16 protein-coding genes are annotated in these 15,231 nt (G+C 64.5%); 1 reads left to right on the top strand and 15 read right to left on the bottom strand.

Annotated features, from left to right (window positions below; genetic code table 11):
* Window positions 1-13: 13 nt before the first annotated feature.
* The 5 genes from VF617_RS15960 to VF617_RS15940 form a co-directional block, all read right to left on the bottom strand.
* Window positions 14-1,309, bottom strand: a complete 1,296-nt coding sequence (locus VF617_RS15960) for an MFS transporter (RefSeq protein WP_331015894.1) — start codon at window positions 1,307-1,309, stop codon at window positions 14-16.
* A gap of 57 nt (window positions 1,310-1,366) precedes the next feature.
* The gene (locus VF617_RS15955; RefSeq protein ID WP_414714076.1) at window positions 1,367-2,194 is read right to left on the bottom strand and encodes a 2-keto-4-pentenoate hydratase; all 828 of its coding nucleotides are present in this window, start codon (window positions 2,192-2,194) and stop codon (window positions 1,367-1,369) included.
* A gap of 412 nt (window positions 2,195-2,606) precedes the next feature.
* The gene (locus VF617_RS15950) at window positions 2,607-3,917 is read right to left on the bottom strand and encodes an MFS transporter (RefSeq protein ID WP_331015892.1); all 1,311 of its coding nucleotides are present in this window, start codon (window positions 3,915-3,917) and stop codon (window positions 2,607-2,609) included.
* Window positions 3,918-3,977: 60 nt separating this feature from the next.
* Complete coding sequence (locus VF617_RS15945) at window positions 3,978-4,418, bottom strand: MarR family winged helix-turn-helix transcriptional regulator (RefSeq protein WP_331015891.1); 441 nt, start codon at window positions 4,416-4,418, stop codon at window positions 3,978-3,980.
* A complete protein-coding gene (locus VF617_RS15940) occupies window positions 4,405-5,430 on the bottom strand; it encodes an aromatic ring-hydroxylating dioxygenase subunit alpha (protein WP_331015890.1) in 1,026 nt (341 codons plus the stop codon). The genes VF617_RS15945 and VF617_RS15940 overlap by 14 nt, the downstream gene beginning before the upstream one ends.
* Before the next feature lie 110 nt (window positions 5,431-5,540).
* Between VF617_RS15940 and VF617_RS15935 the strand changes: the two genes are divergently transcribed.
* A complete protein-coding gene (locus VF617_RS15935; RefSeq protein WP_331015889.1) occupies window positions 5,541-5,711 on the top strand; it encodes a hypothetical protein in 171 nt (56 codons plus the stop codon).
* A gap of 26 nt (window positions 5,712-5,737) precedes the next feature.
* Here VF617_RS15935 and VF617_RS15930 read toward each other — a convergent pair whose 3' ends face one another.
* From VF617_RS15930 to VF617_RS15885, 10 genes are all read right to left on the bottom strand, one after another.
* Entirely contained in the window at window positions 5,738-6,739 is a 1,002-nt protein-coding gene (locus tag VF617_RS15930; RefSeq protein ID WP_331015888.1) for an aldo/keto reductase, read from the bottom strand.
* Window positions 6,740-6,920: 181 nt separating this feature from the next.
* Window positions 6,921-7,685 (bottom strand): siderophore-interacting protein, encoded by a 765-nt coding sequence (locus tag VF617_RS15925; RefSeq protein ID WP_331015887.1) that lies wholly within the window; start codon window positions 7,683-7,685, stop codon window positions 6,921-6,923.
* Between the two features lie 75 nt (window positions 7,686-7,760).
* Entirely contained in the window at window positions 7,761-8,351 is a 591-nt protein-coding gene (locus tag VF617_RS15920) for a PadR family transcriptional regulator (RefSeq protein WP_331015886.1), read from the bottom strand.
* A gap of 180 nt (window positions 8,352-8,531) precedes the next feature.
* Entirely contained in the window at window positions 8,532-9,503 is a 972-nt protein-coding gene (locus tag VF617_RS15915; protein ID WP_331015885.1) for a fumarylacetoacetate hydrolase family protein, read from the bottom strand.
* A gap of 183 nt (window positions 9,504-9,686) precedes the next feature.
* On the bottom strand, window positions 9,687-10,466 hold the full coding sequence (locus VF617_RS15910; protein ID WP_331015884.1) for a cyclase family protein: 780 nt from the start codon (window positions 10,464-10,466) through the stop codon (window positions 9,687-9,689).
* Window positions 10,463-11,638: an alpha/beta hydrolase family protein gene (locus tag VF617_RS15905; RefSeq protein WP_331015883.1), complete on the bottom strand. Its 1,176-nt coding sequence runs from the start codon at window positions 11,636-11,638 to the stop codon at window positions 10,463-10,465. Before VF617_RS15905 ends, VF617_RS15910 begins: the two co-directional genes overlap by 4 nt.
* A 3-nt stretch (window positions 11,639-11,641) precedes the next feature.
* On the bottom strand, window positions 11,642-12,553 hold the full coding sequence (locus VF617_RS15900; protein ID WP_331015882.1) for a VOC family protein: 912 nt from the start codon (window positions 12,551-12,553) through the stop codon (window positions 11,642-11,644).
* Window positions 12,554-12,672: 119 nt separating this feature from the next.
* Entirely contained in the window at window positions 12,673-13,095 is a 423-nt protein-coding gene (locus VF617_RS15895) for a hypothetical protein (RefSeq protein WP_331015881.1), read from the bottom strand.
* Window positions 13,092-14,027 carry a flavodoxin family protein gene (locus VF617_RS15890; protein WP_331015880.1) on the bottom strand — a complete coding sequence of 312 codons (936 nt, stop codon included), beginning with the start codon at window positions 14,025-14,027 and terminating at the stop codon, window positions 13,092-13,094. Before VF617_RS15890 ends, VF617_RS15895 begins: the two co-directional genes overlap by 4 nt.
* Window positions 14,027-15,229 carry an LLM class flavin-dependent oxidoreductase gene (locus tag VF617_RS15885; protein ID WP_331015879.1) on the bottom strand — a complete coding sequence of 401 codons (1,203 nt, stop codon included), beginning with the start codon at window positions 15,227-15,229 and terminating at the stop codon, window positions 14,027-14,029. Before VF617_RS15885 ends, VF617_RS15890 begins: the two co-directional genes overlap by 1 nt.
* Window positions 15,230-15,231: the final 2 nt, after the last annotated feature.

Here is a 15,231-nt window from a genome sequence, read left to right as displayed (position 1 = left end):
CGTGGACCTCGCTTTAGACGGTTACCGGCGCGAGGCGCGGGCTGAGCAGATGAATGGCGAGCACCGCGATGAAATAGACCGTGGTGCAGGCCGCGAAGATCAGCGTGTAATTACCCGCTGTCGCATCGAGCACAAGGCCGGTCGACTTGGCCATGATCATTCCGCCCACGCCGCCCATGAAGCCGCCCAGCCCGATCACCGAACCCACCGCGCGCTTGGGAAACATGTCGGGCGGAATCGAAAGGATGTTGGACGAGAAAGCCTGATGCCCCGCAAGCGCAATCCCGATCAACACGATGGCGAGCCACATGTTCTGAAGGCCGCTGACGAACAGCAAGGGCAGTACGCAGCAGCCCGCGATGAGCATCGTCACCTTGCGCGCAAAATTGACCGTATACCCCTTGTGAATCAGCTTCGATGACAGCCAGCCGCCCGCGATGCTGCCCACGTCGGAGAGCAGATACATGATGATCATCGGCAGCAGGACGACTTTCAGGTCCACATTATAGGTGGAGGCGAAATATTTGGGTAGCCAGAACAGCATCAGGAACCAGACCGGATCGGTCAGGAACTTGCCGATGGCAAAAGCCCATGCCTCGCGCTTGGTGACGATGCGGCCCCAGCCCAGCCGCTCGATCTGCTCGGGTGGATCGTGTTCGATCCAGGCCAGTTCGGCCTCGCTCACTTTCCCGCGCTCGCGCGGGTTGCTGTAGACGCGGAGCCACAGCACGAGCAGGACGACGCCGAAGAGGCCGGTGTAGATAAAGGTTTCGCGCCAGCCCAGGCCAAGCCAGGTCATGAACAGCCACAAGGTTGGAGCGGTCAGGACCACGCCGATCGTCGTCGCGCTGTTCACCCAGCCGATGGCATAAGCGCGCTCCTTTTGCGGGAACCACTCGCTGCTGGCGCGGACCACCGAGGGGAAATGCCCCGCCTCGCCCGCGCCCAGCACGATCCGCGCAGCCATGAAAGACACGACCGAACCGGCGAAACCATGCGCCACATGGCCGATGGTCCAGATCGTGATGGCGATGGAATAGCCGATCTTCGGCCCGAAACGGTCGATCAGCCAGCCCATGACCAGGAAGCCGCACGCATAAGCGGCCTGAAACGCGGTGACGATGTTGCCATAGTCATTCTCGTTCCACTGCATCTCCTTGCCCAGGCTGGGAGCGAGCAGGCCGAGCATGGTGCGGTCGATATAGTTGATCGTCGTCGCCACGAAGAGGAGCGCCACGATCATCCAGCGTGACCGACCCGCGGGCGTTGCCTTGCCGTGGGCGGTAGCCGCCTCCCCCGTGCTCGCCATTAGCTACTCTCCCAAGTTTTCTTGCTGAAACCGGATTCTTGGTCAGGCCAGATCGCCTTACCTTAACGTGCATCCAACCGCGTAGCTATCCCCGAAGCGCGCTTCCACCGCCTGGCCCACGCGCACCGGATGTACACCGGTTATCGCTCCCGTCGATATCCATTGCCCTGCGGCAAGCGCAAGCCCGTGATCGCGCGATCTCTCAAAGAGGAAACGAACTGCGCCGAACGGCCCGTCGAGCATCCCCGCCGCGGTTCCCCTGCCCGCCACTACGCCGTCGATCGCCAAAGCTACCGGCCAATCGTGAAACTCCACGCCGCGCGCGATATCCGCGCCGATCACCAGCCCGTTATTGTTGCCGAAGTCCGAAATGGTGACCGCGGGGCCATGGTCGTTGATGCCGGGAAAGGGCGAACTGGCGACTTCGATGCCCACCCGGATCTCATCGACGAACCGGGCCACGTCCCCATTGGTCCATTCGCGGTCGAAGCTCCCCGGCAAAGCGCCCAGGCGCAGCAGATATTCGGCCTCCGCCGCTCCGAATCCTTCCGGGAACATCGGCATGGCGGGAATTTCGCCCGAATGCGCTTCGACGATGCTCCCCGCGAAGATCGGCCCGGCAAGGCGGTCGCTGCCAAAGGCGGCGACAAGACCGTCCGGGATGCGCCCGACTTTCCAGCCCGCGATGTTTTGGTCCGTCATGGCAATGGCGCACGCCTGGATGCCATATGCCTCATCAAGCGATTGGGGCACCGATCCGGGGTAGTCGGGCAAGGGCGCACCCGTGCGGCGCGCATCGACAAAGGCCCGCGCGATGGCTTCCGCCGATTCCCGTGTTTCGATCAACCCGACTTCCTTATATCCCACGCCTGCACCCTCATACATCGCCGCAGCCACCGTCGCGGAATGCTTTCGCACCGCGCCGGCTGCCATCGAAACCGAGGATCGGCTTCCCCTCACATCCCTCCAGCCCGCTTGGCCCACTGGCCCGCTCGACTGGTAAGGCCAAACGAATGCTACCGGTGTCACGCATATCCGTCAACGCGCTACATCGAGAGGATGCCCCGGATTCCTACTCTCGCGCACCTGAAAGTGCCCTGACGGCAAACGGCCCAGCTTCAGTGGGCCGACGGCAGCGCACCCAAGTCCGGCCGTCCGAAATCGCTTTGACAGCGCCATGAGCGGCCGCAGGGATACCGGGTAGGTGCGTGTGACGCCTTGCTGGGGCGACGTTACGAAATCTCAGAGCCTTTCCTATGGCAGTAGCGCCTGGAATGCCTTCTCATGACACTCTCCACTACTCGGTGGCGGCCGCTTGCCGCCGGATGCCGAACAGCGCGATTGCCGCTATGGCCGAGCCAAAGCTCATAAGGATCGCGACGCTGTCGAGCATGTAGCCCGCAGCGAACAATAACCCCGCCAGTGCGGGCGCCAGCGCCGATCCGCCGCGCCCAACACCGATGACGAAGCCGGTCGCGGTCGCGCGCAACCGAGTCGGGAAAACGCGGGCGAGCAGCGCATACAGCCCGACCACGCCGGCATTGGTGAAGAAGCCCGCGGCCGTTGCGACCATCGACAAACCCCGCAGATCGGTCTGCGCCCGGCCGAACGCGATGACCAAAGCGACCGACGCGATCATCGCGCCGATCGTCAGCGCGAGCAGCCGCACCCGCGCGGTGAGCAATCCCAGCAGCAGCGAGCCGGTAGCGCCGCCTACGCTTGCCCACACCAGCACGCCCGCAGCCGCGGCGGGCGCGAAACCCATATCGACGACGATCTTCGGGATCCATTTCAGGATGAAGTAGAAGGTCATGATGTGCATCAGATAAGCGACGGTTAGCAGCAATGTGGCGCGCGCCATGCCGGGCGCGAACAGTTCGGCGGCTGCGGCGGCGCGCGGCTTCGCCTCGGGCTCGGGCAGCCCATCCACGGGAGGGTGCCCCATCCGCGCGAGCGTCTTGTTGACGCGCTCGAGCGCATTCGCCGGGCGCCGATGCGTCAGGAACGAGATCGATTCAGGCGCAAAGAACAACACCAGTGGAATGAAGCAGGCTGTCGCCACCGCGCCGAAGACAAACACGGATTGCCAGCCATACATGCCCAGCAGTACCGCAGAGATCGATCCGCCGATGATCGTGCCGATCGGATAGCCGCCTGCCATCAGCACCACCGCGAGCGCGCGGCGCTTGCCATTGGCGGCCTCGGCGACTGCGGCGTTGGTCGCGGCCAGCATGCCTCCGATGCCGAGTCCGGTAAGCACCCGCCATGCCGAGAGCGTAACCAAATCGCGCGAAGTCGCCGCGCCCGTCATCCCGATCGTCATCAGCACCAGACAGCCGAGGATCGTCGCGCGCCGCCCCGCGCGGTCTGCCACTCCGCCCAGGATCAGCGAGCCGACCGCCATGCCGATCAATTCCATCGAGAGGACGAGGCCCAAGGCGGCGCGGTCGATCCCCCAAGCCTTGGCAATTCCGGGCGACGCGAAGCTGATCGAAAGCACGTCGAAGCCATCCAGCGCGTTGAGCCCGATCATCACGGCGACGACGCCCCACTGGAATCTCGACATTGGCGCGCGGTCGATCAGCGCCCGGGGGTCTTCGCTTGCCATTTCACCCTCTTCCGCATTTTTCCCGTTTGATGCGCAATTTTGTTATGCGGCGCAACAATCTCAGCGGTGAATCCGCCGCAGCAATTCCATCAGCACCCCAAGCTCCTTGGGGCTGAAGCGCTTCGTCAGCCATTGCTCGTGCTCGGCGATGGCGCCTTGCGCCTTTTTTAGCAGCGCGCGGCCTTCGCCGGTCAGTGCCAGCGCGACACGACGGGCATCGGTCAGCCCCTTGGCTCGCTCGAGCAGCCCGCGCTTTTCCAGCGCATGGACGATCGCCATCGTCGTCGCGCGGTCCATGTCGAGCGCTCGCGCCAGATCGGTTTGCGCGATGCCTGGATGATCCCCCGCCAGCCACAGCACCGAGACCTGCTTCTGTGTCAGCGCGAGATCGGCGAAGCGCTCGCCGAAATGCCGCTGCACTGCGCCGTGGGCCAGCCGAATGTTGAGGCCGAGAATGTCCTCCAGCGGCCCCAGGCCGACCGGAAGTTCAGCCCGCGGCATCGGCAGCGATCAAACGGTTGATGATCGCCCGCGCGCGGACGGCGCCCAAGTCTATCGAATAGCCGCGTAGCTTCATGTGGGGATTGGCATCGATCGATTTCTGCTGCGCCTCCAGCACTTCGACATCCTCGTCAAAAACCTGTCCCTGCTGCGCCTTGAAGCGCGCAGTGAACCCGGCATCGTCGATATCGAAGTTGCGCGCCATCCCCCAGAAATAATGCGTCGCGGTCTCGCTCTCGGGCGTCATCGCATCGACGACGAAGCCGCGCACGCCCTGATCATGCTGCTCGGGCGTCGCGCCGGCCTCGACAGGCGCCACACCGACATCGATCAGCACATTGCTGGGAAGCAGAAAATGGCAGATCTGCCAGCGATCGACCGGCCCGTCGGCCTTCAGCGCGTCGCGCCAGAAGGGCGGGGGATCGATTCCAGCCATCCAGCGCCGCACGCGCACATCCTCGCCTTCCACTTCGGTCTCGATCGGGGTCTCGTTGATCTCGGGCTGCCCGATCGATCCCTGGTGCACATAGGTTTCGTGGCTGAGGTCCATGAGGTTGTCGATCATCAGCCGGTAATCGCAGCGGACATGATTATATCCGCCGTCGAAGGTCCAGCCCGGCGTGCTGCATGGCCAGAAATCGGGGATCAATGCGGTATCGGCTTTCGCCGCGTCGCCGATCCAGATCCAGACGAAGCGGTGCCGCTCGGCCACGGGATAGATCTTGGCGCAGATGGCCTTTGGCACCCGCTCGTTCTTGATCGGCATCTCGGTTGCGTATCCATCGGGGCCGATAAGGAGTCCGTGGTAACGGCAACGCACCGAGTCGCCTTCCTTATACCCCATCGACAGCGGCAATAGCCGGTGCGGGCAGGCGTCGCGCATCGCGACCACGCTGCGGTCGAGCTTGCGATAGAGCATTACGGGCTCGCCGCAGATCGTGCGCGCCAGCGGCGCGCGATCGACTTCGCTATCCCAGGCGGCGACATACCAGCGGTTGGGAATCCAGGTCATGCACGCTCTCCTTGCCCGCTTGCGATCGGGCCCAGATGATTGTATGCAATACATACAAATAGAGTCAATATTGTAAGTGTTGCATATAAATGTGGCCCGAGGAGAGGACTATGGGACAAAGCCCCCCTTCGCGCCGACATGTCGGCAGCTTCCTGCGCCCCAATGCTGATCGATGCGGCTTCTCATCGACGGTGCACGGCAACGACATCGCCATGGAGCAGCAGTCGGCCAAGATGCGGCTGGTGATCGACGTCGCCAAGGATGTCTGGGGCGAGCTCTGATCTCTCCGGGGGGGTGACGGTCGAAGCTAGGCCAGTTCCTCGCCCGGGAGAGTCTCGGTATCGATCTGTGCCTGCATCGGCGCGGTGTAGCGCGCCCCGCGGATCGTCCCGTCGAAGATCGCGCCGACCCGCTCCACCACCCGCGTATCCAGCACGATCGCGGCAGCGCCCACGTCTTCCTCGAGATGCGCCACGCTCCGCGTCCCCGGTATCGGCACGACATGCTCGCCGCGCGCCAGCACCCAGGCGAGCGCGAGTTGGGCCGGCGTGTGCCCCAGCTCCGCCGCCAGCGCCGCGAACGCCCGCACCGCCACCAGATTGTGCGACAGGTTCGGCTCGGTGAAGCGCGGCATGCGTTCGCGGATATCGCCAGGCACATAGTCCGCCTCACGCACCGCTCCGGCCAGCATTCCGCGCGCCACCGGTGAGAAGGCGACGAAGCCGATCCCCAGCTCGCGGCATGTCTCCAGAACAGCGACTTCCGGATTTCGCACCATCGGCGAATATTCGGTCTGCACTGCGGCGATCGGATGCACGGCGTGCGCGCGGCGGATCGTCGCGCTGGACATTTCGCTGAGGCCGATCGCGCCGATCTTGCCGGCTTCCTTGGCCCGCACCAATGCACCGACCGATTCCTCCACCGGCACGTTCCGGTCGAGCCGGTGCATATAGTAGAGATCGATGTGATCGGTGCCCAGGCGCACCAAGGCGGCATCGAGCGTCTTGGCAATCGCCCCCGGTGAGCCGTTCAGGCAGCGCTCGCCATCGACCATATCGAGCCCGCATTTGCTCGCCAGCGCGAACTCCCGGCGGCGATGCATTATAGCGCTGCCGATCAGCCGCTCGTTACCGCCATTGCCGTATAACGCGGCGGTATCGAAGAAGGTCATGCCAAGATCGAGTGCCCGGTTGAGCAGCTTGGCGCCATCGTCGGGGGTGGGCGGCACGCCATAAGCGTGGCTCAAATTCATGCAGCCCAGCCCGATGGCCGAGACGGAGAGCGGACCCAATCGGCGGACGGGCAACATGGTCAGAGCGGCAATCCCAAATATTCGACAATGGCGAGCTGCATGGCACGCGATTGCGCCACCTAGTCAAGCTCGGCCTGCTGCATGCGGCTCGACCGGGCGATCTTAGGGAAAGCGGTGCATCAGCTTGGTGAGATGCCAGCTGAAGCGCTCCGCCTTACAAATGCCGATCTGGGCGACCTCATCCGTCGTCGATCCGCTCATGCGCGTCGGCCTGGCCGCGCTTCCAGTATCCGGCGGCCTTCGTCCACTGCTTGGGATGACCGCGGGTGTCCGTCAGATAGGTTCGTGCGGCCCGCGCGACCGAACTTTCCGCTGCGATCCATACGAAGCCCTCGCCTTCCGGAAGCACGTAACTCTCCAATGCCGCGACCAGTATCGAGGCGTCGCTCTCCCCGGGGCAGCGCTCGACCCAATATGGCGTCCACACGGCCCGCGTAGATATCTGCTGCGCATCCTCCGGCCCTTTGACCAGCACGAAGCTGCTCACCGGCACGCCGGGGCGGAGATCCTCCAGCCGCCGGCCGATGGCTGGAAGCGCCGTCTCGTCCCCGACCAGTAGATACCAGTCGAAATCGTCGGGAATCACCATCGATCCACGGGGGCCGCCGATCTCGATCGTATCGCCCACGCGCGCCGACGTCGCCCACGCGGTCGCCGGCCCCGCATCGTGAATCGCGAAGTCGATATCCATCGTGCCGCGCGCGGTGTCGAAGCGGCGCGGCGTGAAATCACGCATGCACGGCCGCCCGCCTTCGGCCAGCGCATCGCCTGTCGGGAAGAACAGCTTGATATGGTCGTCGCACGAGGCGCTGACGAAATCGCCGAAGTCAGGGCAGGTGAAGCTGAGGCGGAGCATATGCGGGCTCAGCCGCTCGATCGCGGCCACCGTCAGGGTGCGACGTCGCGTCTCGTGGCGGATTCGGGTCGATTGGTGTCGTTCCACTTTTTTTCCTGTCATTGTCGATGCCTGTGGTTCGGCAATGCCGAGGCGGCGTCGCATGAGATCGAGCCGCCCCACCTAAAGCCGCTCGATCTTCTGCGCTGTCTCGTCGATCAGCGCGACCGCGGCATGGAGGCGATCATCGTCGAGGCCGCTGCCGAGCTTGTGCTGCAAGACATTGCGCAGATTGTGCATCGCGCGTCGGATAGGCGCCGAGTCCGTCTTCTGCTGCAGGTCGCCAAGCGCCGCGAGCCGGGCGAGCAGGCCGGCGACTTCGGCCGAACGCTCTTCGAGATGCGCGACGCCTTCCGGCGTGATCGCGAAGAGCTTGCGCGTGCCGTCGGCGGCGTGCTCACCGATCAGACCCATCTCGCCGAGCAGCGTCAATGTCGGGTAGACGATGCCCGGGCTGGGTGCGTAAGCGCCGCCGGTCAGTTCCTCGATCGCGCGAATAAGGTCGTAGCCGTGCCGCGGCGTCTCCGCAATCAGCTTGAGCAGGACGAGGCGCAGCTCGCCGCCGTCGAAGATCCGCCGCCGCCCGCCACGGCCGTGCCCCGGCCCGCCGCCGCCCCTGGCGCCGCGGCCATCCTGGCCCAATCGCCCAGCCCCCCGCATGCCAGCGCGACCGCGCAAGTGGCCTTTGCCCTTTAGCGTTTCAGTATTGAACATATATATCCTTGGTTCATTGTGACGCACTCAAGATATATCTTTTATCACTCTTTGCAAGATCTTTTTTGAGATTGCCTCGGGGATTGGTTGGGCGACTTACGGGGTGGGCTTCCTCGGGTGGCCGTTCGCGGGCCCGGAAGCATCGTGTCCTGTGACGACCGCCGGACCGGCTCTCCACACTCATCCTACGCCTCCTGCGCGCACGACCCGCTGGTCGATCACGCCGAACAGCACACCGCCGTCGGGGCCGCGCGCCTCCATCCGCACGCGGTCGCCGAAGCGCATGAAGGGAGTTTTCGGCGCGCCTTCGTCGAGCATTTCGATCCCCCGCCGTTCCGCGATGCAGGACGAGCCGACGACTCGATAATCGGAGTTGGAGACGGTGCCCGATCCAATGATCGTGCCCGCCGGAAGCGACCGGCTGTGCGCCGCGTGGGCGATCAACTCGTGGAAGCCGAACGTCATCGCATCGCCCTTCGCGGCGCCGAAGCGCACACCATTGAGATCGACAGTCAGCGACAAGGCCACTCGCCCGTCCTGCCAGGCTTCGCCGAGCGCATCCGGAGTCACCGCGAACGGCGCCGCGCTGCATGCGGGCTTGGCCTGGATCCAGCCGAAGCCGGTTTTCATTTCCACCGGCGCGATCACGCGCAGCGACCAGTCGTTGATCTGGACGATCAGGCGGATTCGGGCCATCGCTTCGTCGGCCGAAACACCCATCGGGACCGCATCGGTGATGACTCCGAACTCGCCTTCGAAATCGATACCCTCATCCTCCGAGGGGAGGGGTACATCGTCGATCGGACCGAGGAAGCGGTCTGACAAGCCTTGGTACATTAACGGCAGGCTGGTCTCGATCGGCGGCAGCTTGAACGCGGTCTGCATCAGCGCGCCGTGGCTGGAAAAGGCGGATCCATCGAGCCACTGCCAGGCCCGCGGCAGCGGCGCACGGCATTGGGCAGGATCGAGCGGGTTCCCTTCACCGTCCGCCAGCCGCGTCGCGAGGGCGCGAAGCTCGGGCTCCATGTTCGCCCAATCCTCCAGCGCCGCCTGCAACGTAGGAGCGGGCGCCGCGAGGAAGCGGGCGCCGTCGGGAGAGACGACGACGAGCTGTCCGTCCGAACCGCCGGAGGCGATGGTCGCGAGTTTCATGGCTAAACCCCTTGTGCGTCGAGAATCTGCAATGCGGCCGCGACCGCCTGCGCCCGATGAAGCCGCCGGCTCCGAAGCCGCCCGCCGGCGAGAGCAGGGACGCGACCGCGCCTGCCATCTCGGCCGCGTCACCGGGCCGGCGCATCGCGTCATTGCCATGCGCCGTTCCAAAAAAAGGGCCGGTCATTCCTCGAAGATTGCGACGGCGCGGGTCCAGCCGGCCGACGCTCCCTTGATCTTGGCGGGGAAACAGCTGACCGTGAAGCCCGTTGGCGGCAGTACCTCGAGATTGCCCAGCTTCTCGAGGTGGCAATAACCGATATCGCGCCCGGCCTTGTGCCCTTCCCAGATCAGGCTCGTATCGCCCGTTTCCCGTACCCGCTCGGCCGTGTAGCTGAACGGGGCATCCCAGGACCAGGCGTCGGTGCCGGTCACGCGCACCCCGCGCGACGTGAGGTACATCGTCGCCTCATAACCGATACCGCATCCTGCCGCGAGGAAGGCGGGGCCGCCATACGCAGCGCCAGCGGCGGTGTTGACGAGGACGATGTCCAGAGGCTGGAGATCATGCCCGATCCGCGCCAGCTCGGCGGCAATCTCGCCTGCGGTTACGACATGCCCATTGGGCAGATGGCGAAAGTCCAGCTTGACCCCGGGGCGGAAGCACCAGTCGAGCGGCACCTCGTCGATGGTGATTGCCCGCTCGCCGCCGTTCATCGTGGGATGGTAATGCCACGGCGCGTCCAGATGCGTGCCGTTATGCGTCGTCAGCGTGATCGTTTCGGACGCTGCGAAGCCCGCTCCGCCTGTCACCTGCTCCGCCGTCACCCCCGGGAAGAACTGGTTCAGTTCCGGCATCGTGTCGGCATGGTTCTGGTAGGTGATCGAAGGCCGCATGAAAGGCGGATCGGCCACCGTTTCATTGTCGAGCGTCACCGAAAGGTCGACGAAGCGGCGGGTCATGGCCGGACGGGCTCCGCCGCCGTGCGGCCGCCCAGCGTTTCCGCGAACCAGTCCGCGATATATTCGCGGCCGAAGCTCATATTGTCGGCGCCGACATGCTCGACCCCGCCCTCGCGCGCGGTGAATATCTTCAGCTCCGCGCGAGGGCTGTTGGTCAGTTGCGCGTGGCTCTTATGCGCATAATCGAGCGCGATCTGGCGATCGTTCTCGCCATGCGTCACCAGGAACGGCACCCGGATCCGGTCGAGCACGCCTTCCAGAGTCATGCCCTTCGATTTTTCCAGGAAATCATCATGATCCTTCGCGCCGAAAACCCACCAGACATGGCTCCAATAATGCGGCACCGGATTTTCGCCTTCGCGCCGCATCCTTTTCTGCTGCACCTCCGCCCAGTCATGATTAGCGCCCCACACCGCGCCGCTCGCGAAGCGCGGCTCGAATGCGACGGCGCGCGGCGCATAATGGCCACCGAGCGAGATGCCGGTCATGCCGATGCGCTTGGCATCGACGTCCGGCTGCGCCTCAAGCCAATCGACCCAAGCCGACGCCCAGCGCTCGGCCTCGGCGACGGCCGGCAGCCCCTGAAGACGGAGCGCTTCCCCCGTGCCGGGCTGGTCCACGCACAATGTCGAAATGCCGCGCTTCGCCAGGGCATGCGGCAGCCAGGAGACCCAAAGCAGTTCCTTGGTGCTGTCCAGCCCGTTGCAATAGATCACCGCAGGCTGCGGCCCTTCGCCCGGCGCACGGGTCCACAAGGCCGACAGCGTCTTGCCCTCGTAGGGGATCTCGACCCGTTCGACGACATCATCGGCGAAGCCCGTGCCGCGCTGGAAGGAATCCAGCGCCTTGTCATAGGTTTCGGTTCGCCCCGGATGCCCGTGGCCCTGCATTCGCTCGGCCATCTGGTAATAGAGCGCGGCGCGTTTCAATTTGTCGCCGGCCGAGAACAGCCGACCCTTTCCCTCATCCTCCGCGGCGAGCCCCGTCAATTTGTCGGCCATCTTGACCCACTCGGCCATGAACGCGCCGGTGCCGGCATCCTCACCGCGCTCCGCCGCATCCCTGATGGGCGCGCACATGTCGATGATCTCGCCGATCTTGGCGCCGCTTTCGAGCGCTATCGAAACGCTCAAATTCCAGACATAATTGGGAAAATAGTCGAACAAAGCCACCGGTCAGACCTCGACCGGCTGAAACAGGCCCTTGTCCGCCTCGGGATGAGGCATGGTCTGCGGCCCGCCGACGCCGGTCTCCCACTGGTCCATCACGCCCGGTCCCGGCTCATGCACCTTGGGCTGGTGCGTCGCGTCGTCCACCGCTTCGAGTTCGGACGTATATTCGACCGCGAAGCCGCTCGGCGTCGTGAAATAGCTGAAGGTGTTGTTGCCGGCGGTATGCCGGCCGGGGCCCCAGCGGATATCCGTGCCTTTCTTGCGCAGGCTGGCGATCCCCCGCATCATGTCGTCCACCGTCAGCATGTCGTAGGCGACATGGTTGAGGCAGGGCGGCCCGGGTAGGAAGGCGATGCGGTGATGCCACTCGTTGCACCGCAGGAAACTCATAAAGTCGCCCAGCCAATCCGACAGGCGAAAGCCGAGCACTTCGATAAAGAATTGAGTCGCCGCTTTATGGTCAGGCGAGTGGAAGACGATGTGGCTGATCTTCTGCGGAACTGCGTCCCAGCGCAGCATCGGCCGTGACGTGCCGCGCGTGACATCGCTCGAGATTTCGAACGAAAGCCCGTCCGGCGAGAAGAAGCGGAAGCCGTAGCCGCCGCCGAAGCCGGTCAGCTCGCGCGGCGGGAAGATGATGCGCGCTCCGGCCGCGTTCACCTTATCGAACAGCGCATCGACATCGGCCCGCGTATCGGCCTGGAGCCCGACCACGTCGATCCGCTTTTCCTCCGATTGGCGAAGGCGAACGACGTACAGCTCATCGCTTCCTTCTGCGGCGAAATAGACCATTCCGTCGGATCCGTCGGACTCGCCTACTTCCTTCAAGCCCCAGCAATCGCGGTAGAAGGCGCGCTCGGCGTCAACGTCGGGCGTGCCGTAGCCGACGAAGCGGATTTCGGTCACTCGGCTCATGGTTGAACTCCCGGTAATAAAACATAGTGACGCAGCCGCCGAAAAATCGGCGGCCACGCCATTGAGCAAGCGAACGTCTCCGCCAGGGTCATAAGACGCGTGGAGCAGTCTTCATCGTTCTAACGCTGTTTCACCATGTAGATGTCGGCCACGTCGAACATCTCCATCTTGAAAGGCATCAGCGCGGACGCGTATATTTTGCGTGCGGCGAAATCGATTACCAGCGCGACATGGCCGATACGGCCGGGCACCATCCAGTGCACCAGCACCTGGTTTTCGCGCAGGGTCCGCGCGAAATAGGGGAGCGAAACGGGAATGGCATATTCCGGCTTGTACGCGGGCGAATCCAGCATCTCGAACGTCACCTGATCCGTGGTGAAGGTCAGCCGGTATTCGCGCCCCGAGGTGTAGCGGTATTCCAGCGTCATCCCGTGCATGATCGAATTGTCGGCGCCGGCAACGACATCGGCAGGCGGCGGGCCATCGATCGGCTTAAGATGATAGGGGACGTGCGCTTCGGCGGTCTGGGGTTCCTGGCTCATGCTTGGTTTCCTTGTGGAGTGATCAGTCTGTCATAGTCGTCGAATGGCGCGCGGAGGGCCGGGACTTCGGGCAGCCGCGGCAGCCCGACGGCGCTGACGGCGTCGATCTCGTCCTGGTGATGGTGCTTCGCGGCGAGGGTCAGGATCGAATGGCTGCGTCCTTCATCGGACACGATCAGCCTCGGCCGTCCGTCGGTGTAGACGAGTTCGCCACGCGCCGCGCAGGTCGCGCACTCGGCGTGGTTCATGTGCGGCACGATGAGATCGCAATGGCAGACCGGGCACACGCCGGGCTCGCCATGATACGTGGCATCGGCAAAGCTCTTGCCCACCTCGGCGGCGACGTGGCGTCCGATGGCGGCGGCGCGCTCCATGGCGTCGTGGTCGAACAATATTGTGCCTGGCAGCGCGGCGCCCATGAACTGCACTTGGTCAATCACAGCGATGTGCATGGGGAAGGTGGCCGTGTGCATCAGCGGCAATCCGAAAGTCACCCAGTCGAGCGAGGTGGCGCCGCCGACCGAGATCAGTCCAGCGACGCGCGGCTTGAGCAATCGGTCATCGATAACCGTTGTATTGTAGCGGGGATCCTCCCCCTGTTTGCCGGCCTTCATGCGCAGCACCGCGGCGACATCGACCCGCGGTCCAAGCGCGCGATCGACCATCAGTTTCAATGCCACGGCCGGGCTGCGCGCGGTGACCGGAGCGGCAATGATGAGCGCATCGCTTTCGAGCAGCGCATCGGTCAGCCACGGCCGGTCATCCGGAGTCCCGGGCGGCAGAGTGCCGGGTCTGCCCGCGGGAAATGCCAGTGTCGTGACGCGGATAAGCTGGGCCTCGTGCCCCGCCGCTTCCGCCGACATCAGTGCCGCCTTCAAGAGAAGTTCGGAATTGCCGCCTGGGCTGCCGCAGTTGAGGCCAACGATCTTCATCAGCCGACCCGCCGCGCGGGTTCGGTCGAATTCACCGCCGCGATCCCCATCGGGCCGCCGAGCGGGCCGGAGACGGGAAGCGGGCCGGCCACCACGTCCGCCTGGATCTCATTGCGTTCGGGTTTGGGTATCGGCGTACAGGCGACGTGCGGCAGGACGTTCTCGACGAACATACGATAGTTCCGATCCCACAGGTCAGGGTTGTAGGCGCCGAAGCCGAAGCGCGTATGCACCATTTCGAAGCCGGCCGCTGCATGCGCGTTCAGCGTGTCGATCACCGTTTGTGGACTACCAGCCACCATCCAGCCGCGAACGATCGTCTCGTTCGCCTTTTCCACGGGCGTGCCAGGGCGATCAGCGATCGAATCGGCATGCATTTGAGCGTAAGGCCGCTTGTCGTCGCGGCGGTCGATCAGCGGGTGGAATGGCGTCATCCGCGACATCTGCTCCCACGCCGCCTCATCGCTGTCAGCGACGACGAACTGGTGATGGACCATCGACTTGCGAGTGCGATCGGCGATCGTCGCTGCATCGTGGCCGCCCTCGGCCAGCCCCTCGCGGAACAGCGCAAGCTTGGCGGCGGCATCGTCAAGCGGGCACGGCCCCAGGAACAATATGTTCCCTTCGACCCCCGCCTGGCGGACCAACGGGTCGGTATTGGTGCCGATCGCGAGGTGCGGGTGCGGCGCGCGGTAGGAGATCGGCATCAGCCGTCCGTGCACCCCGCCCTTCACCCACGGCCCGTCGAAGGCGAGCGGCCCGTCATCCGGCCGATGCCCCCACAGCGCCTTCAGCGCCGCCATCTTCTCGGCGAAGATGGGCCGCTGCTGCTTGGGATCCAGGCCGAAATTCTCGAAATCGGGCGAAAATCCGATGCGGCCCGCGCTCATCCCCGCAATGAACCGCCCTTCGAGCAGCTGGTCGAGCGCATTCAGATCCTCGGCCAGCCGGATCGGATTATGGTAGGGCAGCGGCAGGACGGTCGTGGCGAACCAGGCGTCGCCAAGCACCGGCGACAGCCGCGCGCCCATCAGCAGCGGATTGCAATAGGGTTCATAGTTGTTGAAGTGCTGCTCGCCAAAGGTGATCATGGAGAAACCGTCGCTGGCGGCGGTTTCGGCGCCTCTCAGGCACCAGTCGATCAATGGCTTGTCGTCGCGGGCCCCGCGCGCGAATGGACCCATGAAGATCGCGATATGCATGT

It is taken from the genome of Sphingomonas sp. (genome assembly GCF_036388215.1).
In the GTDB taxonomy this organism is placed as follows: domain Bacteria; phylum Pseudomonadota; class Alphaproteobacteria; order Sphingomonadales; family Sphingomonadaceae; genus Sphingomonas.
This window is presented reverse-complemented; position numbering and strand designations above follow the sequence as displayed.